We start from the raw sequence: 26,251 nt of genomic DNA on the forward strand, positions 1-26,251 counted from the left end.
AGCGACTAAATTTCACTGCAACATGAGCCATCTTCATGATCGTGAAAAAATTCACTCTGCACTCTCCGCGTGCCGTTCCAGATCCAGCGAACTGGCGCTGGCAGGATCGAAAAGTGAAAGACTTTCAATTTGGTCCAGCATGATCACCTTGCGGAAAGCCATCGCGCTTTTGGGCTGTGAATCGAGCGTAATATCGTGGTCGGCGTACCATTGCTGTAGTTATGCTCAATGCACAGGCTCAGCGTTTTGCCGTCGCGATAGCCGCTCAGCATCGGGATCAGCACGATATTGGCGGTTTTTTCATATTCCAGGGTCGCGGTATGGATCATGCCGATATAGATCCGCCGCGATTTCAGCGTCACCAGCGCCAGCTCGCCTTCCTCCATGCACTGATAGAGCAGTTGTTCAATACCGCTGGCCTGTGACAGGCGCTTGTAAAGCTGCTTGCGGCCTTCGCCGTCCAGCCTGGCGCTGCCCGCCCAGTTCGAACGGTAGAGGCAAAACAGAATGGCGAAGGCCAGCATCACAACTACCGGTGCCTGAATCCCCAGAAAGCTCCAGTTCATAAAGTCCATTTGCCAGTTGGCGTAGTCCTGCGAGGCAAAGTGGAAAGTATTGGCGGCCCAGGAGGCGGCGAGAAGCACCAGCCACACCAGGCCGGTGGCAAGCACGCCCTGCAATACGAAGATGCAGCCGTAGAGCGCCACGAGAAAATAGACGTCCCAGCCAAAGGATCGCTTGATTTTAAAGCGGGTGGAGAGATCGCGGCTGGTGTACCAGTACCCGGAAACCATCAGCACCATAAAGATCGCCGTTCCCATCTCAGGCCCTCTTCAACGCGTTAACATGGCGCAGAAAGTCCTCCCGCACCTCCCGGCTTTTGAAGTTGACCGAAGCGTTACCATCCTGATCGATAATGATGCGATCCCCGTCCTCCACGGCTTCAATAATTTCCTGTTGGCTCATCACCTGCAGCAGCGACTCGGGGCTGGAGAAAATCGACGTAAACAGACGCCTCATGGCGTGGGCTCCTTAAAAGTAAAAAGCCTAAGTCTGGTAGGGAAATAGAGATGTTGCCTTAAGGTTATGCTGAAAAGCACCGGGGGAGGCCCGGCTTGCTACCCCATTTTTAACGCCCGACGCTCTCAAACCTACCATAATTAGTAGGGTTAAACAGAGCAGGGGGAACAATCATGAAGGCGTTATCAAAGGCAGAAATCGATGAGTTCAGAGCGCATTTTCAGGGGAAGATACTCTTTCCTGAAGATGACGATTACCACGAGGTGCGTCAGATCTGGAATGCCATGATCGACCGCAAGCCCGCGCTCATCGTTCGCTGCACATCCACCGAGGACGTAGTGCAAGCCATCCAGTTTGGACGCGAGCAACATCTTCTCATCTCAATCCGGGGAGGAGGGCACAACATCGCGGGCAATGCCGTCTGTGACGACGGTCTGATGATCGACCTTTCGCTGATGAAGCGGGTAGAGGTGGATCTGAACACCCGCCGGGCCACCGTCGAGCCCGGCTGCACGCTGGGTGATTTTGATGCGGCGGCACAGGCGCATGGGCTTGCCACGCCGCTGGGCATTAATTCCACCACCGGGGTGGCCGGCCTGACGCTGGGGGGCGGGTTTGGCTGGCTGAGCCGCAAGTACGGTATGACCATCGACAATCTGCTCTCGGCGGAAGTTGTTACGGCGGATGGCCGTCTGCTGCATGCCAGCGGATCCGAAAATGCGGATCTCTTCTGGGGACTGCGGGGCGGCGGGGGCAATTTTGGCGTGGTAACGCGCTTTGAATTCCAGCTGCACCCCGTCGGACCGGACGTGCTGAGCGGGCTGATCGTTTTCCGTTCGATCAGGCCAGGTCCGTGATATCGCAGTTTGCCCGTTTTACCCAGACGATGCCGGAAGAGCTGAACGTCTGGATGGTCACCCGCAAGGCGCCGCCGCTGCCTTTCCTGCCTGAAGAGGCGCACGGGAAGGAGATGGTGGCGCTCGCTCTGTGCTATGTGGGCCATCCCGAAATGGGCGAGCAACTCATTGCGCCGCTACGCGGGTTCGGCACGGCAATCGGCGAGCACATCGGCGTAATGCCCTACGTCGCCTGGCAGCAGGCCTTCGATCCGCTGCTGGCAAAAGGGGCGCGTAACTACTGGAAATCGCACAACTTCGTGCAAATCAGCGAGGGCGTCATCGATGCCATCGTCGACTACGCCGCCAGACTGCCGTCACCTCATTGCGAGATCTTCATTGGCACCATTGGCGGCCATACGACCCAGGTTGCGCCCGAGGCGATGGCCTACTCAAGCCGGGATGCAAACTACGTCATGAACGTGCACGGGCGCTGGGAAACCGCCGAAGAGGATGAACGCTGCGTCGCCTGGGCCCGGGAGTTCTTCGCCAAAACCCAGCCCTTCGCCAGCAGCGGGGCCTATATCAACTTCCTCACCCAGGAGGAGACCGACCGTATCGCCTTTGCCTACGGCGCAACCTGGGATCGGCTGGTGGAACTGAAAAGTAAGTACGATCCGATGAATCTGTTCCGGATGAATCAGAATATCAAGCCGGTGTAAGGCCGGGATTGCGCCTGATGACCGTATGCAGTGAAAAACTGGGGTAGCTAAACGTCAGGCGCAGCCCTGCAAAATTTTCTCCTTTCCCAGGGCGTATCTGAACATGCAAGAAGTTGTACAGCCTTTGTGTCGAAATGAGCGGTCCGCAGAGCGATTTACGATCTTCTGAAAGCGCTGATTTCATGCAGGGAGAGATGCTTGATGGGTAATACTTAAGTTTTATTAATGAAAGACTTACGCAAGAAAGTTTTGTAAATTTTTGAACGCCTGACAATTTTAAGTGCTTGTTAACACGCTGTTATTTGTAAAGCTAATTTAGCTGGCTAATTAAAATCGCAAAAACTTGTACAGTCGCCATGTACAACTACTGAGGTTTAGTATATTTTTAACATCAGTTTAACCCCTAACCTAAATGTCAATCCGGAGCACCTATGCGAGGCAACAGTTCGCGCCAAAGTTCAGCTGAGGCAATCACCGCCTATTTTAATAAAGCCAGTATGCGTAGCCAGCAGGAGACGCTGGGCTTAATTGTCGGTGAGATCCTGAATGAGGGACGTAATCTAAGCCGTCTTGCTATCTGTACCAGGTTATTACGCCGGGTAGAACAGACGGAAGATGAAGAAGAAATTGCCCATTACAATCAGCTGATCGCTCTGTTTTTTGAACGATAAAGAATGTTAGCACATCTGTGGCTTAAAGCAGGCACGTGAGAACAGTTATGCACAGAACGAAATCTGAAAGACTGAGAGACGATCTTATTGGCGAAGCTGTGTTGTTAATTTTAAAAGACAACGGTCCAATAAATTTTAAGACGCTGGCAGTCAAACTGAAAATTATGGCCAGCATGGAGCGTGACGCTGAAAGAAGAAGCGCGCTCTCTGCGGCCGCAGTCGAGGTTGAGCAAAAGGTTAAATCCAGTAGTCGCGTACACCCAGAAGCCAGAAAAAATTGTCTTATCAACAGCATGCACCATCTCATGGTGAATACTGCACAGCATAAATACGATAAAAAACATTAACCTTAGAGTGAAAAATATGAATACTGCGACTTCTCTGCATACACAGCATTTCAATGCACTTCAGGATCAGGCGCTGGCAACTTACTTCCGTTCAGCTGGAAGTTCCTTGTCCGTTGAGGCTGCCGTTTTAGGTTCAGCGATAAGATGTATTATTCTCAGCGGAGATAACCTTACCAATAAGCAAATTATTCTGCAGTTGATTTACGCCCTTGAACAAACATCCGATCAAGAGGCTGCCGAAGTCATCCGCAATACGCTCGAAATAGTTGTTGGTTTCACGCGGGATGATATTTAAGCATCACTTATGCCTGACGGGTTTCATTCATAAGTTGCTTAATAGCGATCACGCATAATACTGCCTACGCCGACTGCCCTTAACCAGGGCAGCAATTTCTCCTGTATTCTCATCAAACCTTTCCCATCCAGACTTTCGCGTTCCCCCAAAACATCTTTGGACATTCCCGTTTGCAGGTCTGTATAAAATAAAATAGTATACCCCACTACAGTATCAAGGAGCCCTCCGATGCCACATTCACCTGAAGACAAAAAACGTGTCCTGACGCGCGTGCGCCGCATTCGCGGGCAGGTCGATGCCCTGGAGCGGGCGCTTGAATCCGGCGAGCCTTGCCTCTCCATCCTGCAGCAGATCGCCGCAGTGCGCGGCGCCGCAAACGGCCTGATGGGCGAGATGGTTGAAATTCACCTCAAAGATGAGCTGGTGGCGGGCGAGACCACTGCCGATCAGCGGGCCGTCAGAATGGCGGAAGTCGGCCATTTGCTGCGCTCTTATCTAAAATAAAAACCTGACATCACTAAAAGGAAAGCAAGATGAAATCACGTGCTGCTGTTGCATTTGGCCCTGGCCAGCCGTTGAAAATCGTTGAAATTGACGTAGCGCCGCCGAAAAAAGGCGAAGTGCTGGTCAAAATCACCCATACCGGCGTGTGCCACACCGATGCGTTTACCCTGTCGGGTGACGATCCGGAAGGCGTTTTCCCGGCGGTGCTCGGCCATGAGGGCGGTGGCGTGGTGGTGGAAGTCGGCGAGGGCGTCACCAGCCTGCAGCCGGGCGACCACGTCATCCCGCTGTACACCGCAGAGTGTCGCGAGTGTAAGTTCTGCAAATCCGGCAAAACCAACCTCTGCCAGGCGGTTCGCGCTACCCAGGGTAAAGGCCTGATGCCGGACGGCACCACCCGTTTTTCATACAACGGCGAGCCGATCTATCACTACATGGGCACCAGCACCTTCAGCGAATACACCGTCTGCGCCGAAATCTCGCTGGCAAAAGTAAACCCGCAGGCACCGCTGGATAAAGTCTGTCTGCTGGGCTGCGGCGTCACCACCGGCATCGGTGCCGTCCACAACACCGCCAAAGTGAAAGAGGGCGATACCGTTGCGGTATTCGGTCTGGGCGGGATCGGCCTGGCCGTGATTCAGGGCGCAGTGCAGGCGAAAGCCGGACGCATCCTGGCCGTGGACACCAACCCGGAAAAATTCAAGCTGGCTGGCGAAATGGGCGCGACCGATTTCATCAACCCGAACGACTACGACAAGCCGGTACAGGACGTCATTGTTGAACTCACCGACGGCGGCGTCGACTTCAGCTTCGAATGCATTGGCAACGTCAACGTGATGCGTGCCGCGCTGGAGTGTTGCCACAAGGGGTGGGGCGAAAGCGTCATCATCGGCGTGGCCGGTGCGGGTCAGGAGATCAAAACCCGTCCATTCCAGCTGGTTACCGGCCGCGTATGGCGTGGTTCTGCGTTTGGTGGCGTTAAGGGCCGTACCCAGCTGCCGGGCATGGTAGAAGATGCGATGGCGGGCAAAATTCAGCTCGATCCGTTCATTACCCACCGCCTGCCGCTGGATCAGATCAACGAAGCCTTCGATCTGATGCATGAAGGTAAGTCCATCCGTACCGTTATCCATTTCGGCGATAACTGATAAACCTTTCTCCCGCTGGCCTTGATGGGCAGCGGGACGACATCTCTTTAAAAATCATTGCGAAAGTGTGACCAGTGTTGCGATTTTAGCCGTAATCAAAATCGTTGTAGTGCCGATGACTACTTTACAGGCGTGTTTCCACGCATCTTACCTATGAGAGAGTCAACGGCTATGGACAAAACAACAACAGTTCGGGCGCAACATAAGCTGGGCTTCCTGCACCACATCAGGCTGCTCCCGCTTATCTCCTCGATTTTGGGTGGTATTATTTTGCTGTTTGCCCTGAGCGCCGGGCTGGCAGGCTATTTTTTACTGCAGGCGGACAAAGACCAGCAGGATGTGACGTCTGAAATTCAGGTGCGTACCGGGTTATCAAACAGCTCTAACCATCTGCGCACGGCGCGTATCAACATGATCCACGCGGGTGCGGCCAGCCGTATCGCCGAAATGGACGCGATGAAAAAGAACATCGCCGAAGCCGAACAGCGCATCAAACAGTCTCAGGACAGCTTCGCCATTTACATGAACCGTGGCGTTCGCACCCCGGCGGACGAAGCGCTGGACGGCGAACTGAAAACGAATTACCAGGCTTATATCGACGGCATGCAGCCGATGCTGAAATATGCCAAGAACGGCATGTTCGAAGCCATCATCAACCATGAAAATGAATCGGCGCGTCCGCTGGATGATGCCTATAACGAGGTGTTGCTGAAGGCGATTAAGATCCGTACCGATCGCGCCAATATGCTCACCGAGCAGGCACATACCCGTACCCAGCTGGGGCTGATGTTTATGGTTGGCGCCTTTGGTCTGGCGCTGGTGCTGACGGTGATCACCTTTATCGTGCTGCGTCGCACGGTGATTAACCCGCTGCAACGCGCCGCGAACCGTATTGCGCATATCGCAAAAGGTGACCTGACCCTGGCCGAAGACCTGACCGGGCGCAGCGAGATTGGCCGTCTGACCCACGATCTGCAAACCATGCAGCGTTCGCTGGTAAATACCGTGGGCACCGTGCGCCAGGGCGCGGAAGAGATCTATCGCGGCACCAGCGAAATCTCCGCCGGTAACACTGACCTCTCATCACGTACCGAGCAGCAGGCTGCGGCCATTGAACAGACCGCCGCCAGCATGGAACAGCTGACCGCCACCGTGAAGCAGAACGCCGATAACGCGCATCACGCCAGCAAGCTGGCGGAAGATGCCTCCGGCAAAGCCAGCCGCGGCGGCCAGATGGTCTCCGGGGTGGTGAAAACCATGGGCAACATCTCCAGCAGTTCGAAGAAAATCTCTGAGATTACCGCGGTCATCAACAGTATCGCCTTCCAGACTAACATCCTGGCGCTCAACGCCGCGGTGGAAGCCGCCCGAGCCGGTGAGCAGGGGCGCGGGTTTGCCGTGGTCGCCAGCGAAGTCCGCACTCTGGCCAGCCGCAGCGCCAACGCCGCGAAAGAGATTGAGGGGCTGATCAGCGAATCGGTCTCCCTTATCGACCAGGGCTCCGGCGAAGTGGTTGCCGCAGGCAACACCATGAACGAGATCGTCGAAGCGGTTAAACGCGTCACTGATATCATGCTGGAGATCGCAGCCGCCTCCGACGAGCAGAGCCGCGGTATTGTGCAGGTCAGCCAGGCCATCTCGGAGATGGATAAAGTGACCCAGCAGAACGCCTCGCTGGTGGAAGAAGCTTCTGCGGCAGCAGCCTCACTGGAAGATCAGGCTGCCCGTCTGACCGAAGCGGTAGGGACTTTCCGCCTGCAGGGTATGAACCCGGCCCGCAGCAGCGTTCAGGCCGCGCCAGCAGCGCCAGCCGCACCGCTGCGCCCGGCCGTCGCCGATGGCGATAACTGGGAAACCTTCTGATCCCCACGCGTATCCTGCCCGGTGGCGGCTGCGCCTTACCGGGCCTACGGGTTCGGCACAGCATGTAGGCCCGTGCAAGCGAAGCGCCGCCGGGCAAAAAAAGGGTTCATGTTTCGACATGAACCCTTTTTTATTCCCCGCTATGCTGGTTGTAAGGGCTGAAGAGGAAAAGGCGATGAAACAGTTTACGCAGGTGATTTGCGTCGCATGGTTGCTGGCCGGATGTGCATCGGGCGGCAGCGTGGGCATTGGCGGGATAGGGATTGGCGGCGGCGGGGGCAACAGCGGGGTGGGCGTCGGGCTCTCCTTTCCGGTGGGCGGCAGTTCGTCGACCGTGGATAACGGGCAGGTGGACTGCGACGGCGACGTCTACCGGGTGCAGCCGCGCTATCCTGAGCAGGCCGCGGCGCAGAAATATTCCGGCCGGGTGACGGTGTCGTTTAACGTCAAGCTGAACGGCCGCGCAGCGGACTACGAAGCGGCAGGGGATAAACCTTTCTTCGATGAAACCAAACGCGCGGTAATGCGCAGCTGCTGGCCAGCCGGGGTCCATCAGAACCTGGTGGTCAGTTACCAGAACGGCACAACGGCGACCTGGATCGAAAACTCCCTCACCGCGAAGCCGTAAGCAAAAAAAAAGCCGGCCACCCGAGGCCGGCTTGACGCTAACGCGCTTACTTCTTATCAGGCAACGCGTAGGCGATGATGTAATCCCCGCGATCCGGAGACTGACGCGCACCGCCGGCGTTGATGATGATGTACTGCTTGCCGGTTTTCGGCGACACGTAGGTCATCGGGCCGGACTGGCTGCCCACCGGCAGACGGTCTTTCCAGATCTCTTTCCCGTTCGCGGTATCAAACGCGCGCAGGTAGAAATCCTGAGTCCCGGCGAAGAACAGCAGGCCGGACTGGGTGGAGAGCGACGCGCCCAGGGTCGGCATACCGATCGGGATTGGCATATGCATGCGGATCCCCAGCGGGCCGGTATCTTCCACGGTACCCACCGGCACCTGCCACACCAGCTTGCCGGACTTCAGATCCACCGCAGACATAGTACCGAACGGCGGTTTCTGGCACGGAATGCCCAGCGGAGACAGGAAGCGTTCGCGCATCGCGCCAAACGGCGTACCGTCCATTGGCACGATCCCCATCTCAATCCCGCTGGCGTTTTTAGCAACATTCGCGCGCGGCACCATGTAGTTCGCCAGCCCCAGACGCATGTCGTTCACAAACATCAGGCTGTTGTTCGGGTCAACCGACACGCTGCCCCAGTTCATCCCGCCAAGCGAGCCCGGGAACTGCAGGGAGCGATCCAGACCCGGCGGGGTAAAGACGCCCTGATGACGCATCTCTTTAAACTGGATGCGGCACAGCAGCAGGTCAACCGGGGTGGCACCCCACATGTCGGATTCGGTCAGGGTCTGGTTGCCGATCATCGGCATGCCGACAGAGTACGGCTGGGTAGGGGAATAACGCTCGCCTTCGACGTTACCGGCAGGCACCGGACGCTCTTCCACCTTCGCCACCGGCTGGCCGGTTTCGCGGTTGAGCATGAAGATCATGCCCTGCTTGCTGGTCTGCACCAGCACCGGCGTGGAGCCGCCTTTACCGTCCGGCAGATCGTACAGCAGCGGCTGCGACGGCAGGTCAAAGTCCCACAGGTCGTGGTGGGTGGTCTGGAAATGCCAGCGCACCTGTCCGGTCGTGGCATCTACCGCCACAATGGAGGAGCTGTATTTATCATCCAGCTCGGTACGTTCACCGGCCCAGAAGTCCGGGGTGGCGTTACCGGTCGGGAGGTAAATCAGGTTCAGCTTCGCGTCATAGGACATGGCTGACCAGACGTTCGGCGTCCCGCGGGTGTAGGTCTGGCCTTCCGGCGGCAGCCCGGTGATGTTCGGATTGCCCGGATCCCAGGCCCAGGCCAGTTTCCCGGTATGTACGTCAAAGGCACGCACCACGCCCGGAGGCTCGCCGGTAGAGAAGTTATCCGCTACGCGTCCGCCCACAACCACCACGTTGCCCGCCACCAGCGGGGTGGAGGTTTGCTGATAGTAGCCAGGCTTCACTTCACCCATGCCGACGCTGAGGTCAACCACGCCATGATCGCCAAAGTCTTCGCAGACCTTGCCGTTGTCGGCGTTAAGGGCGATCAGACGGGCATCGGTCGTCGGCAGGAACAGACGGCGCGCACAGGCGGCGGGCTGCGTCTCTGTCGGTGACGTTGTCACGCTTGTGGTGTCTTCAAAATAGCCCAGACCACGGCAGCGCTGCCAGTTTGGCGCAGTGGCTTTGGAATCATAGCGCCACTTCTCTTTACCGGAGTCGACGTCCAGCGCCAGCACCTTGCTGTATGGGGTACAGACGAAGAGCGTATCGCCAATCTGCAGCGGGGTGTTCTGATCTTCCGCGCCGGAGCCGTTGCTCTGCGGGATGTCGCCGGTGTGGGCAACCCAGGCCACCTTCAGATCGTTGACGTTCTGCTTGTTAATCTGGTCCAGCGCCGCAAAGCGGTCGCCGTGGGTGGTGTTACCCCAGTGCTCCCAGTTTTTCTGCTGCTGGCCTTCCGCCACCGGCTTAACCGGCACCGGCTCGCTGGCGCTGACCAGGATCTGCGGCTTGAACATCCAGCCGAAGCTCACCAGCATCGCAACCGCCAGCACGGCGGCAATACCAAATGCCGGGGCTTTGTTGACCGGACGATCCGCACCGCGCAGGAAGGGCCAGACGAGGGCGGAGAGGAACGCCAGCACCGCGAAGGTGAACAGGCGCGAGAAGAGCGGCCAGAAATCCCAGCCTGCGTCGCTCACGGCCCAGATCAGCGAGGCGATAAACGCCACCGCATACAGAATGATGCCGCTTATGCGACCGCGCGCGATAAGGAACGCGGCGACAAGCATCACCACGCCCATGATCAGGAAGTACCAGCTTCCCCCGACGGTGGCAAGCTTAAAGCCCAGTCCACCGACGGCCAGTCCGATGAGCGCCATCAGACCGACCAGCAGCCACTGCAGGATCCTGGGGAACCCACGTAGCGAATTACCTATAGCCATTTCTGTCTCCTGAATAATCTTGTCTTCACTGGACAGGGCAGACTCAACCCTGAACCAAATGGGTAACAGAAGAGAAGATCCTTGATGAAAAAGTCGAACATGACGCCAATGTAGCGCCAAAGAAGTCACCGCTGTGTTGTTTGAATGAACCATTTGGTGAATTCGGCGGGTATGATAAATCTGTTAAATTGTTTAGTGCAATTGTTAATGAATGATTTCGCATTATTTGAGTAATGGAAACAAAAAGCCCGTCATCAAGACGGGCTGGAGGGAAGTGTGATCACACCGGCATGGATTTACGTATCGCGCTGAGCAGCGTCTGGGTGGCGGCGGAGAGCGGGGCGTCAACGCGGGTTAAAACCCCAATAGGTTCGCCGGGGCCGGGAGTGGTGACCGGCAATGCCACCAGCGTGCCCTGGCGCAGATCCTCTTTCACCGCCCCGGACGGGACGAACCAGACATAGTCAAAATCCACCGTCAGCTGGCGCGACAGCGAGGCCGAAAGGGTCTCAATACAGCCCGACGGCAGTTTGCAGCCCTGGGTCTGGAGAAGGGTTTCCGCCGTCTGGCGCGGCACGGTGCCTTTCGGCGACACCACCACCGGCCACTCCATCACCCGGCTTAGGGTCACGGTATCATTGAGGATAGGATGACGCGGACGCACCACCAGCTTGAGAGATTCCAGAAAAAGGAGCTCATAGTTCAGGCCGCTCATCAGCTCCGGATCGGACATTCTGCCCATGCCCAGGTCCAGCTCGCCGGACTTCAGCCCCGCCAGCAGCATGGTGTTATTCATGGTGGCGACCTGCAGCGTTATGTTGCGCTGCTGTTTATGGAACTGGCCGATGACCGCCGGAAGAATGCCCAGCGCCGCGGTCGGCAGCGCGCCAATGCGCACCACGTCGCCCGGCGCATCGTTGCGTCGGGTCAGGGACTGGCCCGCGGTATTCAGGGCATCGAGGACTTTGACCGCGTGGGTCAGGAACTGCTCGCCCACCAGGGTGAGCTGCGCGCCCAGGCGTCCACGTTCGAACAGGCGCGTGCCGGTGAGCTGCTCCAGCTCGTTCAGCGTTTTTGAAAGCGCAGGCTGGCTCAGGTTAAGGGTTTCAGCCGCGCGTCCCAGTGTTCCCTGTTGAGCGACGGCCACAAAAGTATGCAGATGGCGCAAACGAATGCGCTGACTAAACAAACCATTTTTTTCCATAGGCGATGTTAAAAACAGAGCGTTACGCGTGACAAGTGAAGTTGTTTAATTTTGATAACCTGCTAGCAAAATATTATTAACATTCAATCTAATTGAGTAACAAGCATTTTTTGGAAAGGGGTTGAAATAGTTGCCCGGGGCCTGAACCGCTTAAATTCGTGGTCGTTCAGGAAACGCGCGCCTCTCCATCCAGATCACAATTCGTAAATTCTTCCAAACAGGCGCAATGGCCTTCTCTACACTCCAGGTAATATTCACTGGAGGCATGACATCATGGCGAACACCATCACGGCTGATGATATTCGGGAAAACTTTTCGCAGGCTATGTCGGCGATGTACCAGCAGGAAGTTCCGCAGTACGGAACCTTGCTGGAGCTGGTAGCGGATGTGAATCTGGCAGTCCTGGAAAACAACCCGAAGCTGCATGAACAACTGGCCAACGCGGATGAACTCGCTCGCCTCAACCTCGAACGCCACGGGGCGATCCGTGTCGGTACGGCCCTGGAACTGGCAACCCTGCGACGCATGTTCGCCATTATGGGGATGTTCCCGGTCAGCTATTACGATCTCTCCCAGGCCGGGGTGCCGGTCCACTCAACCGCGTTTCGTCCGGTTGATGACGCCGCGCTGTGCCGCAACCCGTTTCGTATTTTTACCTCGCTGCTGCGCCTCGATTTGATCGACAACCTGCCCCTGCGCGAGAAAGCGGCTGAGATCCTCGCCCGACGCAACATCTTCACCCCCCGCTGCCTGGAACTGATCGACCTGTACGAGACGGAAGGGGCGTTTACCCCGGCGCAGGCCGAAGAGTTTGTTAAGGAAGCGCTGGAGACCTTCCGCTGGCATCGCCACGCCACGGTGGATCACGACACCTACCAGGCGCTGCACAATGAACACCGGTTGATTGCCGACGTGGTCTGCTTCCCCGGCTGCCACATCAACCACCTGACGCCGCGCACGCTGGATATCGACCGGGTGCAGGCGTTAATGCCCGAATACGGTATTGAACCGAAGATGCTGATCGAAGGGCCGCCGCGCCGGGAGACGCCGCTCCTGCTGCGCCAGACCAGCTTCAAGGCGCTGGAGGAGCCGGTACTGTTTGCAGGAGAACAGCGGGGCACCCATACCGCGCGCTTTGGCGAGATTGAGCAGCGCGGGGTGGCGTTAACCCCGAAAGGGCGCGACCTCTACGATCGTCTGCTGGCGGAGGCCGGTACCGGCAAGGATAACCTGACCCATCAGCTGCACCTGCAGGAGGTCTTCCAGGCATTTCCCGACAGCGATATCTTCCTGCGCCGTCAGGGGCTGGCGTGGTTCCGCTATCGCCTGACGCCCGCCGGAGAGGCGCACCGCCAGGCCTTTGGCCCCGGCGACGATCCGCAGCCGCTGATCGAGCGTGGCTGGGTGGTCGCTCAGCCCATCACCTATGAGGATTTCCTCCCGGTGAGCGCCGCGGGGATCTTCCAGTCGAATCTTGGCAACGAAACCCAGGCCCGCAGCCACGGCAACGCCAGCCGCGATGCCTTTGAAGAAGCGCTGGGTTGCCCGGTGCTGGACGAGTTCACTCTCTACCAGGAGGCGGAAGAGCGCAGCAAGCGACGTTGCGGTTTGCTCTGAAAACGGTACTCTGCGGGGATGTGACATTAACTGAAGATCGATATGGACAACGTCTCTTCCCCGATAGTGACCACGCGCCACGGCGATATTAGCGGCATAACCGATGGCGATGTGCAGGTCTGGCGCGCCATTCCCTATGCTGCCCCGCCGGTGGGCGCCTTACGCTGGCGTTCGCCGCAGCCGCTAGCGAGCTGGCAGGGCGTGCGTCAGGCCACCGCCTTTTCGCCGTCGAGCTGGCAGAGCAGTGAGTACTGTCAGCAGCTGGGCGGGGGCGATCCGGGCCGCTTCTCGGAGGATTGCCTTTACCTGAACATCTGGTCGCCGGTGGAGCGCTCCGCGCCGCTGCCGGTGATGGTCTGGCTGCACGGCGGGGGCTTTACCATTGGCGCAGGCGGGCTGCCGCCCTACGACGGCAAAGCGTTGGCGCAGCGCGGGGTGGTGATCGTCACCCTCAACTACCGGCTCGGCCATCTGGGCTTTTTTGCCCATCCGGCGCTGGCGGGGGAAGAGGAGCGGGTGGTGCATAATTTTGCTCTGCTCGATCAGATGGCCGCCCTGGAGTGGGTGCGGGACAACATCGCCCGCTTTGGCGGCGACCCGGACAACGTCACCCTGTTTGGCGAGTCTGCCGGGGCGCGCAGCGTGCTGTCGTTACTGGCTTCGCCGCTGGCTAAGGGGCTGTTCAATAAGGCGATAATCCAGAGCGGCTACACCCTGCCGGATACGCCCCGGGAGCAGGCGCTCATCAAGGGCGAGGCGCTGGCGGCCCATTTTGGTCTTGAGGATGCCACCGCTGAGCAGCTGCGGGCGATCCCGGCCGAGGCGCTCTGGCCGCTGACGGCACCCCTCAACGTGGGCCCGGCCCCGATAGTGGGGGATTGTGTGCTTCCGGAGCCGATGCTGGAGGTCTTTTTTGCTGCACGCCAGCATCCTGTGCCGATCATGGTTGGCTCGAACAGCGATGAGGCAAGCGTGATGGCGGTGTTTGGCGTCGATCTTGCCGGGCAGATCCAGAAGCTGCGCCGGGAGCGGCGGCTGGGGTTAGGATTAATAAAGCTGCTCTATCCCGGCATCAAAGACGATGCCGAACTGGGGCGTCAGGTGTGTCGGGATATGGCCTTCACCACCCTGGGGTTTGTGGTGATGCAGGCCCAGCGGCGGGTGGGGGAGCCGTGCTGGCGCTACTGGTTTGACTATGTGGCTGAAGCCGAGCACGCCACCTACGCCAACGGGGCGTGGCATGGCAACGAGGTGCCGTACGTGTTTGATACGCTCACTCTCGCCGAGCCCGCCCGACAGTATGTGAATGCCAACGACCTTGCGTTTTCCGCTCAGGTCGCCGATTACTGGGTCAACTTCGCCCGCCATGCCAGCCGGCAGTGCGACACGCTGAATGGCCCGACGCGCTGGCCTGCCTGTCACCACGGGCGGGACGTGCTGCTACGCATTGGAGTGAATAAACATGCGGGTTTTAAGCTTGAAAATCGATTTATGCGCGCCCGCATGGCGCTGTTCAAACGGGTAATGAAGCACCACGTCAGCCTGGATTAAGCAGGCATTCGCGAAAGGCGGCCAGCCCCGCCGCTTTGCCGCGCGACTCCCGCAGCACCAGCCGGTAGCTGGCGCCGGTTTTGATACTGCTGGCGTAAGGCCGCACCAGCCGCCCGGCGCGGATATCTTCCGCCACCAGCGTCTCGTCGGCTATCGCCACGCCGAGCCCCTGGATGGCGGCGGTGATCGCCAGATCCATGGTGTCGAAGTGTTGATTTTTGTGCATGGCAGAGGGCTGCATCGCCTGCCGTTCCAGCCACAGCGACCAGTCGGTCTTATCCCGCGTCGGATGCAAAAAGGTCAATGACTCCACCGCTGAGCCCTGGCGTAACGGGCTGATCACCGGGGTTAAGGCCTCCTCGAACAGCAGATCTCCCGCGCTCAGGTGGGTGCCAAAAACAATGGCCGCGTCGTAGGATTCGGTTTTGAAATTCACGCTGTGATCGTTGGTGGTGGTGAGCGCAATCTGCAACTCGGGCTGCTCGCGCTCCACCTGCAGCAGTCGCGGCACCAGCCAGCGCATGGCGCAGGTGGGCACCTTCAGGCGCACCACGGTTTGCTGCGCCCGGGCCTGGTCCGCCACCGTCAGAACCTGTTCATACGAGGCGCGCAGATCCGGCAGCAGGGCGCTGCCCTGGGAGGAGAGGCGCAGCCCGCGGGCGTGGCGCTCAAACAGCGGAAAACCGAACCAGCCTTCAAGGGCGGCGATCTTGCGGCTCACGGCCCCCTGGGTCAGGCACAGCTCTTTTGCCGCATGGGTCAGATTCAGGTGCCGGGCGGTAACAATAAACGCCTCAACGGCAGTAAGCGGGAACGCGCGATGCGACACAGAACCTCCAGGTATGATTTTTTGTCATGGCTATTATGACAACAATTCGATTGTCGCCACAATAGCCTTCGGGTTGAATAGTTATGCACTATCCACCAGAGGGATCCATGATGACGCTGCGCACTCCGATACAAACCCGTTCCAAACTGCCGGACGTTGGCACCACCATTTTTACCGTTATCGGTCAGCTCTCCGCTGAGCACAATGCCATCAACCTTTCTCAGGGCGCGCCGAACTTCGACTGCGACCCCGCGCTGGTAGCCGGCGTCCACCGGGCGATGCAGGCGGGCCACAACCAGTACGCGTCGATGACCGGGCTGACGCCGCTGAAGGAGCGCATCGCTGATAAAATCGCCTCGCTGTATGGCACGCAGTACGATCCTGCCAGCGAGGTACTTGTTACCGCTAGCGCCAGCGAAGGGCTCTACTCGGCCATCAGCGGCCTGGTGCATCCCGGCGACGAAGTGATCTACTTTGAACCGTCGTTCGACAGCTACGCGCCGATTGTGCGTTTGCAGGGCGCAACGCCGATCGCCATCAAGCTGACGGTGCCGGATTTCGCGGTGAACTGGGATGAAGTGCGCGCCGCCATCACCTCGCGCACCCGGATGATCATCGTCAACACGCCGCATAACCCGAGCGGGCAGGTCTTCTCGGCGGACGATCTGGAACAGCTCGCGGCGCTCACCCGTAACACCGACATTATTATTCTCTCTGACGAAGTGTACGAGCATGTGGTGTTCGACGATGTACCGCATCACGGCATGGCGACCCATCCGGGGCTGGCTGAGCGCAGCGTCATCGTCTCGTCGTTTGGTAAAACCTACCACGTCACCGGCTGGCGCGTCGGCTACTGTGTCGCCCCGGCGCAGCTGATGGATGAGATCTGCAAAATCCATCAGTTTTTGATGTTCTCTGCCGATACTCCTATGCAGTACGCGTTTGCCGAACATATGGCCGATCCGCAAACCTGGCTGTCGCTGGCGTCGTTCTACCAGCGCAAACGCGATCTGCTGGTCAACCTGCTGGCCGATTCCCCGTTCCGCCTGCTGCCGAGCGCAGGCTCGTTCTTCCTGCTGGCGGATTACAGCCACTTCAGCGATGAACGCGACAGCGAACTGGTGAAGCGGCTGATTGTTGACTACGGTGTTGCCACAATCCCGCTTTCGGCGTTCTATACCGACGGGACAGATAACAAATTAATCCGTCTCTCTTTTGCGAAAGATGAGGCGACATTACGGGCAGGTGCGCAGGCCCTGTGTCGGGTAAAACCACGCTAAGGAGTTCAGTCATGAAATTAAAAGCCTTCGTTGTCGGCCTGGGGTTGCTGTGTTCGTTTTCCTCTTTTGCCGCAACCGAATTACGTTATGGCGTTGAAGCCGAGTATCCGCCTTTTGAGAGCCGCAACTCTTCCGGTGAGCTGGAAGGGTTTGATATTGAGCTGGGCAACGCGATTTGCGCGGCGGCGTCGCTGAAATGCAGCTGGGTCGAAACCTCATTCGACGCGCTGATCCCGGGGCTGGTAGCGAAGAAATTCGACGCCATCAACTCGGCGATGAACATCACTGAGCAGCGTCGCCAGAGCATCGACTTTACCCAGCCGATCTACCGGATCCCGTCCCAGCTGGTGGGCAAGACCGGCAGCGTGGTTGACGCCACGCCGGAAGGGCTGAAGGGTAAAACCATTGGCGTGTTGCAGGGCTCCATTCAGGAAACCTACGCCAAAGAGCACTGGGAGAAGCAGGGTGTCACCGTGGTGTCGTATAAAGATCAGAACATGGCCTGGGGCGATCTGCTCAATGGCCGTATCGACGCCTCGCTGGTCATGTCCGCCGCCGGGCAGGCTGGCTTCCTGAGCAAGCCGCAGGGCAAGGGCTTCGGCTTTATCGGCAAGCCGGTGTCGGATGACACCATTCTCGGCAGCGGGATCGGCTATGGCCTGCGTAAAGGCGATGAGGCCACGAAAAAACAGCTTGATGCTGCGATTGATAAAGTCCGCGCTGACGGCACCATCGACAAGCTGGCGAAGAAGTACTTCCCGGGCATCGATGTCAGCGTAAAATAACAATAATCTGATCGTTTAGCCCCTGGCGTTGATGTCCGGCAGGGGCTTTTTTATACCCGTCATACTTCAAGTTGCCTGTGCGTTGGCTTTCCTCGCTCACCCCAGTCACTTACTTTAGTAAGCTCCTGGGGATTCGCTGCGTCGCCGCCTTCATGCAACTCGAATTATTTAGGGTATATACTTTTCTTTACCCGCGTTTCAGGCAATTCCCCTCGACAGAAAAATCTTTCACGCTTTGTTCATATTCTCGCCTGTCAATAATTGGATTCTTAACCGTTTTTGTTTAGGCTGTGCCCCTTTAATGATGTTCTTTCTTGCCGTTGTTTCGCCGTAAGCGAAACCCACTACCCACGACCATAAGGACGTTTTTCCAGGCATGAATCGCAGACGTTTTTTAAAAGGCTCTCTGGCCGTAGCCGCAGTGAGCGGGACCTCCGGACTTTCCGCCCTCTTTTCCCAGGCAGCCCATGCGGCTGAATCGGATATCGCGGACGGGTCGAGCCGCCGTTTCGACTTTTCTGTGCTGCAATCCATGGCGCACGACCTGGCGCAAACACCGTGGGGCGGTGCGCCGCGTCCGCTGCCTGAAACCCTGGCGACGCTGACGCCGCAGGCTTACAACAGCATCCAGTACGACGCAAAGCAGTCGCTGTGGAACAACATCGAAAACCGCCAGCTTGACGTGCAGTTCTTCCACGTCGGGATGGGCTTCCGCCGTCGGGTGCGCATGTTCTCGCTGGACAACCAGACCTCCCAGGCGCGCGAGATCCACTTCCGCCCTGAGCTGTTCAACTACCACGACGCGGGCGTTGATACGAAGCAGCTGGAAGGCCAGAGCGATTTAGGTTTTGCCGGTTTCCGCGCCTTTAAATCCCCGGAGCTGGCACGTCGCGATATCGTCTCGTTCCTCGGCGCCAGCTACTTCCGCGCGGTGGATGACACCTACCAGTACGGGCTCTCCGCCCGCGGCCTGGCGCTGAACACCTACGCCGACAGCACCGAAGAGTTCCCGGACTTCACCTCATTCTGGTTTGAAACCGTGAAACCGGGCGCGACCACCTTCACGGTCTACACCCTGCTCGACAGCCCGAGCATCACCGGTGCCTATAAGTTCGTGATCCACTGCGAGAAGACCCAGGTGATCATGGACGTCGAAAACCACCTGTATGCCCGCAAGGACATCCAGCAGCTGGGGATCTCGCCGATGACCAGCATGTTCGCCTGCGGCAACAACGAACGCCGCATGTGCGACACCATTCACCCGCAGATCCACGACTCCGACCGTCTGGCGATGTGGCGCGGCAACGGGGAGTGGATTTGCCGTCCGCTGAATAACCCGCAAAAGCTGCAGTTCAACGCCTATACCGACAAAAACCCGAAAGGTTTTGGTCTGTTACAGCTCGATCGCGACTTCTCGCACTATCAGGACATTATGGGCTGGTACAACAAGCGCCCAAGCCTGTGGGTCGAGCCGCGTAACCAGTGGGGTAAAGGCACCGTGAGCCTGATGGAGATCCCAACCACCGGTGAAACGCTGGATAACGTGGTCTGCTTCTGGCAGCCGGAAAAACCGGTGAAGGCGGGCGACAAGCTGGACTTCCAGTACCGTCTCTACTGGAGCGCGAAACCGCCGGTGCGTTCCCCGCTGGCGAACGTGATGGCTACCCGTACCGGCATGGGCGGCTTCCCGGAAGGCTGGGCCCCGGGCGAGAACTACCCGAAAGTCTGGGCGCGCCGTTTTGCGGTTGATTTTGTTGGCGGCGATCTGAAAGCGGCGGCCCCGAAAGGGATCGAGCCGGTGATCACCTTGTCCAGCGGCGAAGCGAAGCAGATTGAAATTTTGTACGTAGAACCGTTCGACGGATACCGCATTCTGTTTGACTGGTATCCGACCAGCGATTCGACCGATACGGTGGATATGCGTATGTTCCTGCGCTGCCAGGGCGAGGCCATCAGCGAGACCTGGCTGTATCACTACTTCCCGCCTGCGCCGGATAAACGCCAGTATGTTGATGACCGCGTCATGCGTTAATACTGTGCCGGGTGGCGGCTGCGCCTTACCCGGCCTACAAAGGCAAACTGATGAACACCACTAACGAAGAAGAAATTATTCCCGTCACCGCGCATATCGAACTGCGCGCCGCCGACGAACGTTACACTACCGAACTGCACAATCTGGTGGTCAAAAACCGGGCATATCTGCAGGACTACCTCAACTGGCCGCAGTTTGTCGGTACGGAAAACGATACCCGGCAGAACATCCTGAGCAACCAGATGCTGCACCAGCGCGGTTACGCCAAAATGTTCCTGATCTTTAACGATAACGCGCTGTTGGGGGTGCTGTCGTTTAACGCTATCGAACCGCTGAACAAGACCGGCTATATCGGCTACTGGCTGGATGAAAAGCATCAGGGGCAGGGGATTTTATCCCGGGCGCTGGAGGCGTTTATTGACTACTACGCCTCGCGTGGGGAGATCCGCCGCTTCGTCATCAAGTGCCGCGTCGACAACGCCGCCAGCAATCAGGTGGCGCAGCGCAACGGCTTCGTGCTGGAGGGGTGCCTGAAAGAGGCTGAGTTCCTCAACGGGAATTATGACGACCAGAACATCTACGCCCGTATCAGCGCTTCATAATGCCCCGAGCAGCGGCGTGCGCGTGATGCGCTGCGCGCCGTTAATCACCTTCGCACCGCGCAGGTGAATCATCTCCCCGTCAGAGGCTTCGATCACTGCATCATCGGTAATTTCAATATGATGTTCGATCAGCACTTCACCCTGAATGCGTGCCCGGCCCTGGATCACCACTTTGTCATCAATCAGGATTGGCCCGCCGCGTAGCCAGGCCTTACCGCCAATCAGGACATGGTGTTTGATGACGCAGTTGCCCTCAACCAGCGCATTTTCCGCCACCTGGGAGCTGTAGCGCAGGGTGGGGATAGCATCGTCCTCCAGCCCGGCGAGCAGGCGCGCGTTGCCGTACACTTTGGCGCAGTCGCACACCCAGACGTTATTCACCTCGTTGCCTTCGATTAGCGCGTTCTCGAACACTTCGGCGCGATGCTCGACAAAGGCGTAACTGACGATGGCGTTCCCGTAGATCTGCGCCTGATGCACCACCCGCGACTGGCTGACCGTGGCCTCACCGAAAATTCGCAGGATCTGCTCATGGTCCAGGGTGAGCCCTTTGGCGGCAATCACCATGCTGTTGTGCAGCACCCGGGCATTGTCGAAAAGGTGGCACTCACCGCGCACCACTGATGACTGAATGGTGACTTTGTCACTTATTCGTGCGCCGTGGCTGATCTGCGCGCCATCCACCCAGACGTTATCGCCCACTGATGCCTGATGGCTGATGACGCAGGGCTGGGTGATACGCGCATTGCCGCTCACCTGCGCTCCGGCAAAGACCACGCTGTTCTCGTCGTAGATCCAGCAGTCGTGCTCGTGTGACAAGGCCGATTCGTCATCAACCCAGCCGCCCCGCGTGCCGCTTTTTACATCGCTAAAATCCCGCGCGGCGATAATCTGACGCACTTTTACCGCTGTTCTGGTCTCGCCGTCCTGCCAGTGGTGCAGACGGCTCTCATCGCTGAGTCGATATTTATTCATCACTGTGCCCGCCGTTGTCCTCTTCACTAAACGTAGCAAAGTTTACGTTGATCGAAAGAGTGGCATCCGCAAATGAAACGCTTTAAACTAGCATTTCAAATATATTTTATACCTTAAAATAAATGTACAAGACTCAACCCACTGAACGCGTTCTGAATTTGCCCGCTGGCTACTACGGCATGGTGCTGGGGACCATCGGTATGGGCTTTGCCTGGCGTTACGCCAGCACGATCTGGCCGGTATCGCACTGGCCGGGCGAGATCCTGGTCTCGCTGGCGATGGTTATTTGGCTGCTGTTAACCGTGGCGTTTATCACCCGTCTGGTGCGTTTTCCGGGGAGCGTGCTGGCGGAGATGCGTCATCCGGTGATGAGCAGTTTTGTCAGCCTGTTTCCTGCCACCACGATGCTGGTGGCGATTGGCTTTGTGCCCTGGTATCGCCCGCTGGCGCTGTGCCTGTTTACCGTGGGCGTGGTGGTTCAGCTGAGCTATGCGGCGTGGCAGTCCGCCGGGCTGTGGCGCGGCAAACATCCGGAGGAGGCGACGACGCCGGGTCTCTATCTGCCGACGGTGGCGAACAACTTTATCAGCGCCATGGCCTGCGGCGCGTTGGGTTTTCACGATGCCGGGCTGGTGTTTCTCGGCGCGGGAGTCTTCTCCTGGCTGAGCCTTGAACCGGTGATTTTGCAGCGCCTGCGCAGCGCGGGGGAACTGCCTGCGCCGATGCGTTCATCCCTCGGTATTCAGCTGGCACCGGCGCTGGTGGCCTGTAGCGCCTGGTTCAGCGTGAACGGCGGAGAAGCGGATACCTTCGCCAAAATGCTGTTCGGATACGGCCTGCTGCAGCTGCTGTTTACTCTGCGGCTGATGCCCTGGTATCTGGTGCAGCCGTTTAATGCGTCGTTCTGGAGCTTTTCGTTCGGCGTGTCGGCGCTGGCCACAACCGGTCTACATCTGGGGCAGAGCAGCCCGTCCGGATTCTTCCACGCCATCGCCATCCCGCTGTTTATTTTTACCAATGCCATCATTGCGCTATTACTGGTGCGAACCTTTATCCTGTTGATGCAGGGAAAACTGTTGGTTCGTGCAGACAAAGCAACGCTTATGCAAGCTGAGGAAAAAGAATGACTGTGTTTGATGAGAACTACTTCACCGAAAAATATGGCCTGACCCGCACCCACTCAGAAGTGCTGTACAGCGCCGGGATTGTTAAGCCGGGCAAAACGCTGGATCTCGGCTGTGGCAACGGACGTAACAGCCTCTATCTTGCGGCCAATGGCTACGACGTGACCGCGTGGGATAAGAACCCGATGAGCATCGAGAATATCGAGAGCATCAAGGCGAAAGAGGGCATCACTAACCTGCAGACGGCGATTCAGGATCTCAACAGCCTGCGCTTTGACGGCGAATACGATTTTATTCTCTCCACCGTGGTGCTGATGTTCCTGCAGTCAGAAACTATTCCGGGCCTGATCGACAATATGCAGCGCTGCACCAAACCCGGCGGCTATAACCTGATTGTGGCGGCAATGGATACCGAAGATTATCCGTGCAACGTTGGCTTCCCGTTTGCGTTTAAAACCGACGAACTGAGCGAATACTATGCGGGCTGGGAGCAGCTGAAATATAACGAGGACGTCGGCGAACTGCACCGAACCGACGCCCAGGGAAACCGCATCAAGCTGCGTTTTGCCACGCTTCTGGCGCGTAAACCGGCTTAACAGGCATTGCCCGGCGGCGCTACGGAGGTAAAAGCAAAACGACAACCTCAGGTTGTCGTTTTTGGTGTTTGCGCCCTCTCCCTGTGGGAGAGGGACGGGGTGAGGGCAACAGACCGCACTGAATCCTCTGCGGTGTTACTGCCCGGCGGCGCTACGCTTGCACGGGCCTACGAACCATAAACCGGCATTGCCCAGCGCAGCACTCCCCGTAGGCCGGGTAAGGCGCAGCCGCCACCCGGCTTAACGCGCCGCCAGCAGGCAAATCTGCAGCGCGGTGTTATACGACGCCTCAAACGACTTCAACGGTAAAAACTCAAACTTCGAGTGGAAGTTGTGGGCTCCGGTGAAGAAGTTCGGGGTTAACAGCCCTTTCGCCGACAGCGCCGCGCCGTCGGTACCGCCGCGCATCGGGGTCGGTTTTGGCGTGATGCCTAAACTTTCCATCGCCTCAAACATCAGGTCGATTGCCCGGCGATCTTCGCCCACCGCGTTGCTGATGTTGCTGTAAGTATCTTCGATGTGCCAGCTCACCTTAGCTGTCGGGTGCTGGGCGGCGATCTTCTCTGCCACGTCGCCAATCTGCGCTTTGCGCGCGGCGAAACTGTCGCGATCAAAATCACGAATGCTCGCCTTCAGCAGCGCCTCGTTTTGCCCGGCCTGAATGCCGTTAAACCAGATATAGCCTTCGCGGCCCTCGGTGTGCTCCGGCGTTTGCAGGCGATCGAAGTGGTTGATGTAATCCGTCGCCATCAGAAGCGGGTTCACTAAGACGCCTTTGGCCGACATTGGATGCGCCGTCACGCCGGTAAAGCGAATTTCCGCCGCCGCCGCGTTGAAGTTCTCATAGACGATCTCCCCGAGCTCGCAGCAGTCGATGGTCCAGGCGAAATCGACGTCAAAACGCTTCAGATCCAGCGCCTTCGCCCCGCACAGGCCAATCTCTTCATCCGGCACAAAAGCCACCACGATATCGCCATGTTTGTGCTCAGCGGTGAGGTTTTCCAGCACCGTCATCACCACGGTCACCGCCGATTTGTTGTCGGCGCCTAGCACGCTGGTGCCGTCGCTGAAGATGATCTCTTCATTGGGGTAGGCCAGAATTTCCGGGTGCTCGCTGACCTTCAGCCAGATCTCTTTTTCGGCGTTGAGACAGAGATCATCGCCTGTAAATGTCAGGATCTGCGGATTAATGTCTGGTGACAATCCCACGTCGACGGTATCGATATGGGTGATAAAACCGATCCGCGGCGCGCCCGGCACATTCCCCTTTTTCACCGCGGTAACGGTGGCAAATTCGTCAATGACGATATCCGACAAGCCCAGCGTTTGCAGCTCTGCCGCCAGCATCCGCGCCATCTCGTGCTGGCCGGGTGTGGAGGGCAGAGTTTTGACCTTCGGATCGCTCTGGCTGGTGACGGCCAGGTAGCGAAAGAAGCGTTGGGTTAATTGTCTGGCGAGCGCAGAAGCCATGGTGGATCCTTCTTTATTTGAGTTATCAGGTGTTTGCAAAATCACTTTAATGATATTTATGGTTCGGCACGACAAAAATTCATTAGCCGTCAAATTAAAAGACAGGAAAACGCGATGAAAAGCAACCTAACAAAACTGGCGCTAACCGTAGCCGCACTGACGGTCAGTTCCACCGTTGCCGCTAAAACGCTGGTCTATTGTTCTGAAGGATCGCCGGAGAACTTTAACCCGCAGCTCTATACTTCTGGCACCAGCGTGGATGCCAGCGCGGTGCCGGTGTACAACCGGCTGGTGGATTTTACCCCGGGCACCACCGATCTGGTGCCGAGCCTGGCCGAAAGCTGGGACGTGAGCGAGGACGGCAAGGTCTATACCTTCCATCTGCGCAAAGGGGTGAAGTTCCAGAGCAACAAGCTCTTCACCCCGACGCGCGACTTTAATGCCGATGATGTGATTTTCTCCTTCATGCGGCAAAAAGACCCTAAGCATCCGTATCACAACGTCTCTAACGGCAACTACTCGAATTTCGAAAGCCTGGAGTTCGGCAAGCTGATCACCGCCATCGATAAGGTGGACGATCACACGGTACGCTTCACACTGGCGCACCCGGAAGCGCCGTTTGTCCCCGATCTGGCCTGGTACTTTGCGTCGATCCTTTCCGCCGAGTATGCGGACGCGATGCTCAAAGCCGGCACGCCAGAGAAGGTGGATATGGAGCCGATTGGCACCGGGCCGTTTAAGCTTGCGAAATACCAGAAAGATTCCCGCATTCTGTTCACGGCGTTCCCGGAGTACTGGCAGGGCAAGGCGAAGCTGGATCGTCTGGTGTTTACCATCGTGCCGGATGCGTCGGTGCGCTTCGCCAAACTTGAGAAAAACGAGTGCCAGGTGATGCCGTTCCCGAACCCCGCCGATCTGCCGCGGATGAAGGCGAACAAAGATCTTAATCTGATGAGCAAGGCGGGGCTGAATACCGGCTTCCTGTCATTTAACACCCAGAAACCGCCGTTGGATAACGTCAAAGTGCGCCAGGCGCTGGCGATGGCCATCAATAAACCGGCCATCATTGAGGCGGTATTCCAGGGCACCGGTACGGCGGCGAAAAACCTGCTGCCGCCGGGCGTGTGGAGTGCCGACAGCGAGCTGAAAGACTACGATTACGATCCTGAAAAAGCCAAAGCCCTGCTGAAAGAGGCCGGTTTTGCCAACGGGATGACCATTGACCTGTGGGCAATGCCGGTGCAGCGTCCGTACAACCCGAATGCCAAACGCATGGCCGAGATGATTCAGGCCGACTGGGCGAAAATTGGCGTGCAGACCAAAGTCGTCACCTACGAGTGGGGAGAATACCTCAAGCGCGTGAAGGGGGGCGAACACCAGGCGGCGCTGATGGGCTGGACCACGGCAACGGGCGATCCGGATAACTTCTTTGGTCCGCTCTTTACCTGCACCTCAGCCAACGGCGGTTCTAATTCCGCGAAATGGTGTTATCAACCTTTTGATAAAATTATTGCCGAGGCTAAATCTATTACCGATCACGATAAACGCGTCGCGCTATATAAACAGGCGCAGCAAATGATGCACGATCAAATGCCGGCGGTAATGATTGCGCACTCAACTATTTTTGAGCCTGTACGCAAAGAAGTCACAGGCTACGAAATTGACCCGTTCGGTAAGCATTTATTCTGGCAAGTGGATATAAAATAATCATTTAACGCTGCCCGTAA

The 26,251-nt window shown here is 57.8% G+C and carries 24 protein-coding genes and 1 pseudogene; 18 read left to right on the plus strand and 7 right to left on the minus strand.

Annotation, left to right across the window (positions count from 1 at the left end; genetic code table 11):
- Positions 1-51 precede the first annotated feature (51 nt).
- Together K5I40_RS05090 and K5I40_RS05095 are read right to left on the minus strand one after the other, a co-directional pair.
- Positions 52-821: pseudogene (locus tag K5I40_RS05090) on the minus strand (hypothetical protein).
- 1 nt (position 822) lies between these two features.
- On the minus strand, positions 823-1,020 hold the full coding sequence (locus K5I40_RS05095; protein ID WP_039028617.1) for a hypothetical protein: 198 nt from the start codon (positions 1,018-1,020) through the stop codon (positions 823-825).
- Positions 1,021-1,193: 173 nt separating this feature from the next.
- Between K5I40_RS05095 and K5I40_RS05100 the strand changes: the two genes are divergently transcribed.
- The 9 genes from K5I40_RS05100 to K5I40_RS05140 all read left to right on the plus strand — a co-directional run bounded on the left by K5I40_RS05100 (position 1,194) and on the right by K5I40_RS05140 (position 8,034).
- Positions 1,194-1,877 carry an FAD-binding oxidoreductase gene (locus tag K5I40_RS05100; RefSeq protein WP_251931004.1) on the plus strand — a complete coding sequence of 228 codons (684 nt, stop codon included), beginning with the start codon at positions 1,194-1,196 and terminating at the stop codon, positions 1,875-1,877.
- Entirely contained in the window at positions 1,874-2,578 is a 705-nt protein-coding gene (locus K5I40_RS23990) for a BBE domain-containing protein (RefSeq protein WP_251931005.1), read from the plus strand. The genes K5I40_RS05100 and K5I40_RS23990 overlap by 4 nt, the downstream gene beginning before the upstream one ends.
- Before the next feature lie 431 nt (positions 2,579-3,009).
- Positions 3,010-3,249: a regulatory protein YcgZ gene (ycgZ, locus tag K5I40_RS05110; protein WP_039028619.1), complete on the plus strand. Its 240-nt coding sequence runs from the start codon at positions 3,010-3,012 to the stop codon at positions 3,247-3,249.
- A 47-nt stretch (positions 3,250-3,296) separates the two neighbouring features.
- Positions 3,297-3,596 (plus strand): hypothetical protein, encoded by a 300-nt coding sequence (locus K5I40_RS05115; RefSeq protein ID WP_052246150.1) that lies wholly within the window; start codon positions 3,297-3,299, stop codon positions 3,594-3,596.
- A 16-nt stretch (positions 3,597-3,612) separates the two neighbouring features.
- Positions 3,613-3,891, plus strand: a complete 279-nt coding sequence (locus K5I40_RS05120) for a biofilm development regulator YmgB/AriR family protein (protein ID WP_039028620.1) — start codon at positions 3,613-3,615, stop codon at positions 3,889-3,891.
- Positions 3,892-4,119: 228 nt separating this feature from the next.
- The gene (locus K5I40_RS05125) at positions 4,120-4,395 is read left to right on the plus strand and encodes a metal/formaldehyde-sensitive transcriptional repressor (protein ID WP_039028624.1); all 276 of its coding nucleotides are present in this window, start codon (positions 4,120-4,122) and stop codon (positions 4,393-4,395) included.
- A gap of 29 nt (positions 4,396-4,424) precedes the next feature.
- A complete protein-coding gene (locus K5I40_RS05130) occupies positions 4,425-5,543 on the plus strand; it encodes an S-(hydroxymethyl)glutathione dehydrogenase/class III alcohol dehydrogenase (protein WP_103179746.1) in 1,119 nt (372 codons plus the stop codon).
- Positions 5,544-5,714: 171 nt separating this feature from the next.
- Positions 5,715-7,406, plus strand: coding sequence for a methyl-accepting chemotaxis protein (locus K5I40_RS05135; RefSeq protein WP_039028626.1), 1,692 nt, complete (start codon positions 5,715-5,717; stop codon positions 7,404-7,406).
- Positions 7,407-7,581: 175 nt separating this feature from the next.
- Entirely contained in the window at positions 7,582-8,034 is a 453-nt protein-coding gene (locus K5I40_RS05140; RefSeq protein WP_138369067.1) for an energy transducer TonB, read from the plus strand.
- A gap of 46 nt (positions 8,035-8,080) precedes the next feature.
- Here K5I40_RS05140 and K5I40_RS05145 read toward each other — a convergent pair whose 3' ends face one another.
- Both K5I40_RS05145 and K5I40_RS05150 read right to left on the minus strand, forming a co-directional pair.
- Positions 8,081-10,459, minus strand: a complete 2,379-nt coding sequence (locus K5I40_RS05145) for a glucose/quinate/shikimate family membrane-bound PQQ-dependent dehydrogenase (RefSeq protein WP_223075357.1) — start codon at positions 10,457-10,459, stop codon at positions 8,081-8,083.
- A 280-nt stretch (positions 10,460-10,739) separates the two neighbouring features.
- A complete protein-coding gene (locus K5I40_RS05150; protein WP_039028629.1) occupies positions 10,740-11,663 on the minus strand; it encodes a LysR substrate-binding domain-containing protein in 924 nt (307 codons plus the stop codon).
- Positions 11,664-11,936: 273 nt separating this feature from the next.
- On the opposite strand from K5I40_RS05150, the gene K5I40_RS05155 reads away from it, so the two are divergent.
- Together K5I40_RS05155 and K5I40_RS05160 are read left to right on the plus strand one after the other, a co-directional pair.
- On the plus strand, positions 11,937-13,280 hold the full coding sequence (locus K5I40_RS05155; RefSeq protein ID WP_223075356.1) for a VOC family protein: 1,344 nt from the start codon (positions 11,937-11,939) through the stop codon (positions 13,278-13,280).
- 42 nt (positions 13,281-13,322) lie between these two features.
- Positions 13,323-14,831, plus strand: a complete 1,509-nt coding sequence (locus K5I40_RS05160) for a carboxylesterase/lipase family protein (protein ID WP_223075355.1) — start codon at positions 13,323-13,325, stop codon at positions 14,829-14,831.
- On the opposite strand, the gene K5I40_RS05165 is transcribed toward K5I40_RS05160, so the two are convergent.
- Positions 14,818-15,660 (minus strand): LysR family transcriptional regulator, encoded by an 843-nt coding sequence (locus K5I40_RS05165; protein WP_138369063.1) that lies wholly within the window; start codon positions 15,658-15,660, stop codon positions 14,818-14,820. The genes K5I40_RS05160 and K5I40_RS05165 overlap by 14 nt on opposite strands.
- Before the next feature lie 110 nt (positions 15,661-15,770).
- Here K5I40_RS05165 and K5I40_RS05170 point away from each other — a divergent pair, with 110 nt between their 5' ends.
- The 4 genes from K5I40_RS05170 (at position 15,771) to rimL (ending at position 20,359) form a co-directional block, all read left to right on the plus strand.
- Positions 15,771-16,940, plus strand: coding sequence for a pyridoxal phosphate-dependent aminotransferase (locus K5I40_RS05170; protein ID WP_039028867.1), 1,170 nt, complete (start codon positions 15,771-15,773; stop codon positions 16,938-16,940).
- Positions 16,941-16,951: 11 nt separating this feature from the next.
- Positions 16,952-17,725: an ABC transporter substrate-binding protein gene (locus tag K5I40_RS05175; protein ID WP_138369062.1), complete on the plus strand. Its 774-nt coding sequence runs from the start codon at positions 16,952-16,954 to the stop codon at positions 17,723-17,725.
- Positions 17,726-18,101: 376 nt separating this feature from the next.
- Complete coding sequence (locus K5I40_RS05180; RefSeq protein WP_039028634.1) at positions 18,102-19,757, plus strand: glucan biosynthesis protein D; 1,656 nt, start codon at positions 18,102-18,104, stop codon at positions 19,755-19,757.
- Between the two features lie 50 nt (positions 19,758-19,807).
- Positions 19,808-20,359, plus strand: coding sequence for a 50S ribosomal protein L7/L12-serine acetyltransferase (gene rimL, locus K5I40_RS05185; protein WP_223075354.1), 552 nt, complete (start codon positions 19,808-19,810; stop codon positions 20,357-20,359).
- Here rimL and ydcK read toward each other — a convergent pair.
- Positions 20,354-21,334: a YdcK family protein gene (gene ydcK, locus K5I40_RS05190; RefSeq protein WP_223075353.1), complete on the minus strand. Its 981-nt coding sequence runs from the start codon at positions 21,332-21,334 to the stop codon at positions 20,354-20,356. The genes rimL and ydcK overlap by 6 nt on opposite strands.
- Before the next feature lie 122 nt (positions 21,335-21,456).
- On the opposite strand from ydcK, the gene tehA reads away from it, so the two are divergent.
- The gene (tehA, locus tag K5I40_RS05195; protein WP_223075352.1) at positions 21,457-22,461 is read left to right on the plus strand and encodes a dicarboxylate transporter/tellurite-resistance protein TehA; all 1,005 of its coding nucleotides are present in this window, start codon (positions 21,457-21,459) and stop codon (positions 22,459-22,461) included.
- Positions 22,458-23,054, plus strand: a complete 597-nt coding sequence (gene tehB / locus K5I40_RS05200; RefSeq protein ID WP_223075351.1) for a tellurite resistance methyltransferase TehB — start codon at positions 22,458-22,460, stop codon at positions 23,052-23,054. The genes tehA and tehB overlap by 4 nt, the downstream gene beginning before the upstream one ends.
- Positions 23,055-23,294: 240 nt before the next feature.
- Here tehB and pepT read toward each other — a convergent pair whose 3' ends face one another.
- Complete coding sequence (gene pepT / locus K5I40_RS05205; RefSeq protein ID WP_223075350.1) at positions 23,295-24,524, minus strand: peptidase T; 1,230 nt, start codon at positions 24,522-24,524, stop codon at positions 23,295-23,297.
- 114 nt (positions 24,525-24,638) lie between these two features.
- On the opposite strand from pepT, the gene K5I40_RS05210 reads away from it, so the two are divergent.
- A complete protein-coding gene (locus K5I40_RS05210; protein WP_223075349.1) occupies positions 24,639-26,231 on the plus strand; it encodes an ABC transporter substrate-binding protein in 1,593 nt (530 codons plus the stop codon).
- The last annotated feature ends 20 nt before the right edge of the window (positions 26,232-26,251 follow it).

This window comes from Leclercia sp. LTM14 (assembly GCF_023736175.1).
GTDB classification, from domain to species: Bacteria; Pseudomonadota; Gammaproteobacteria; order Enterobacterales; family Enterobacteriaceae; genus Enterobacter; species Enterobacter barmai.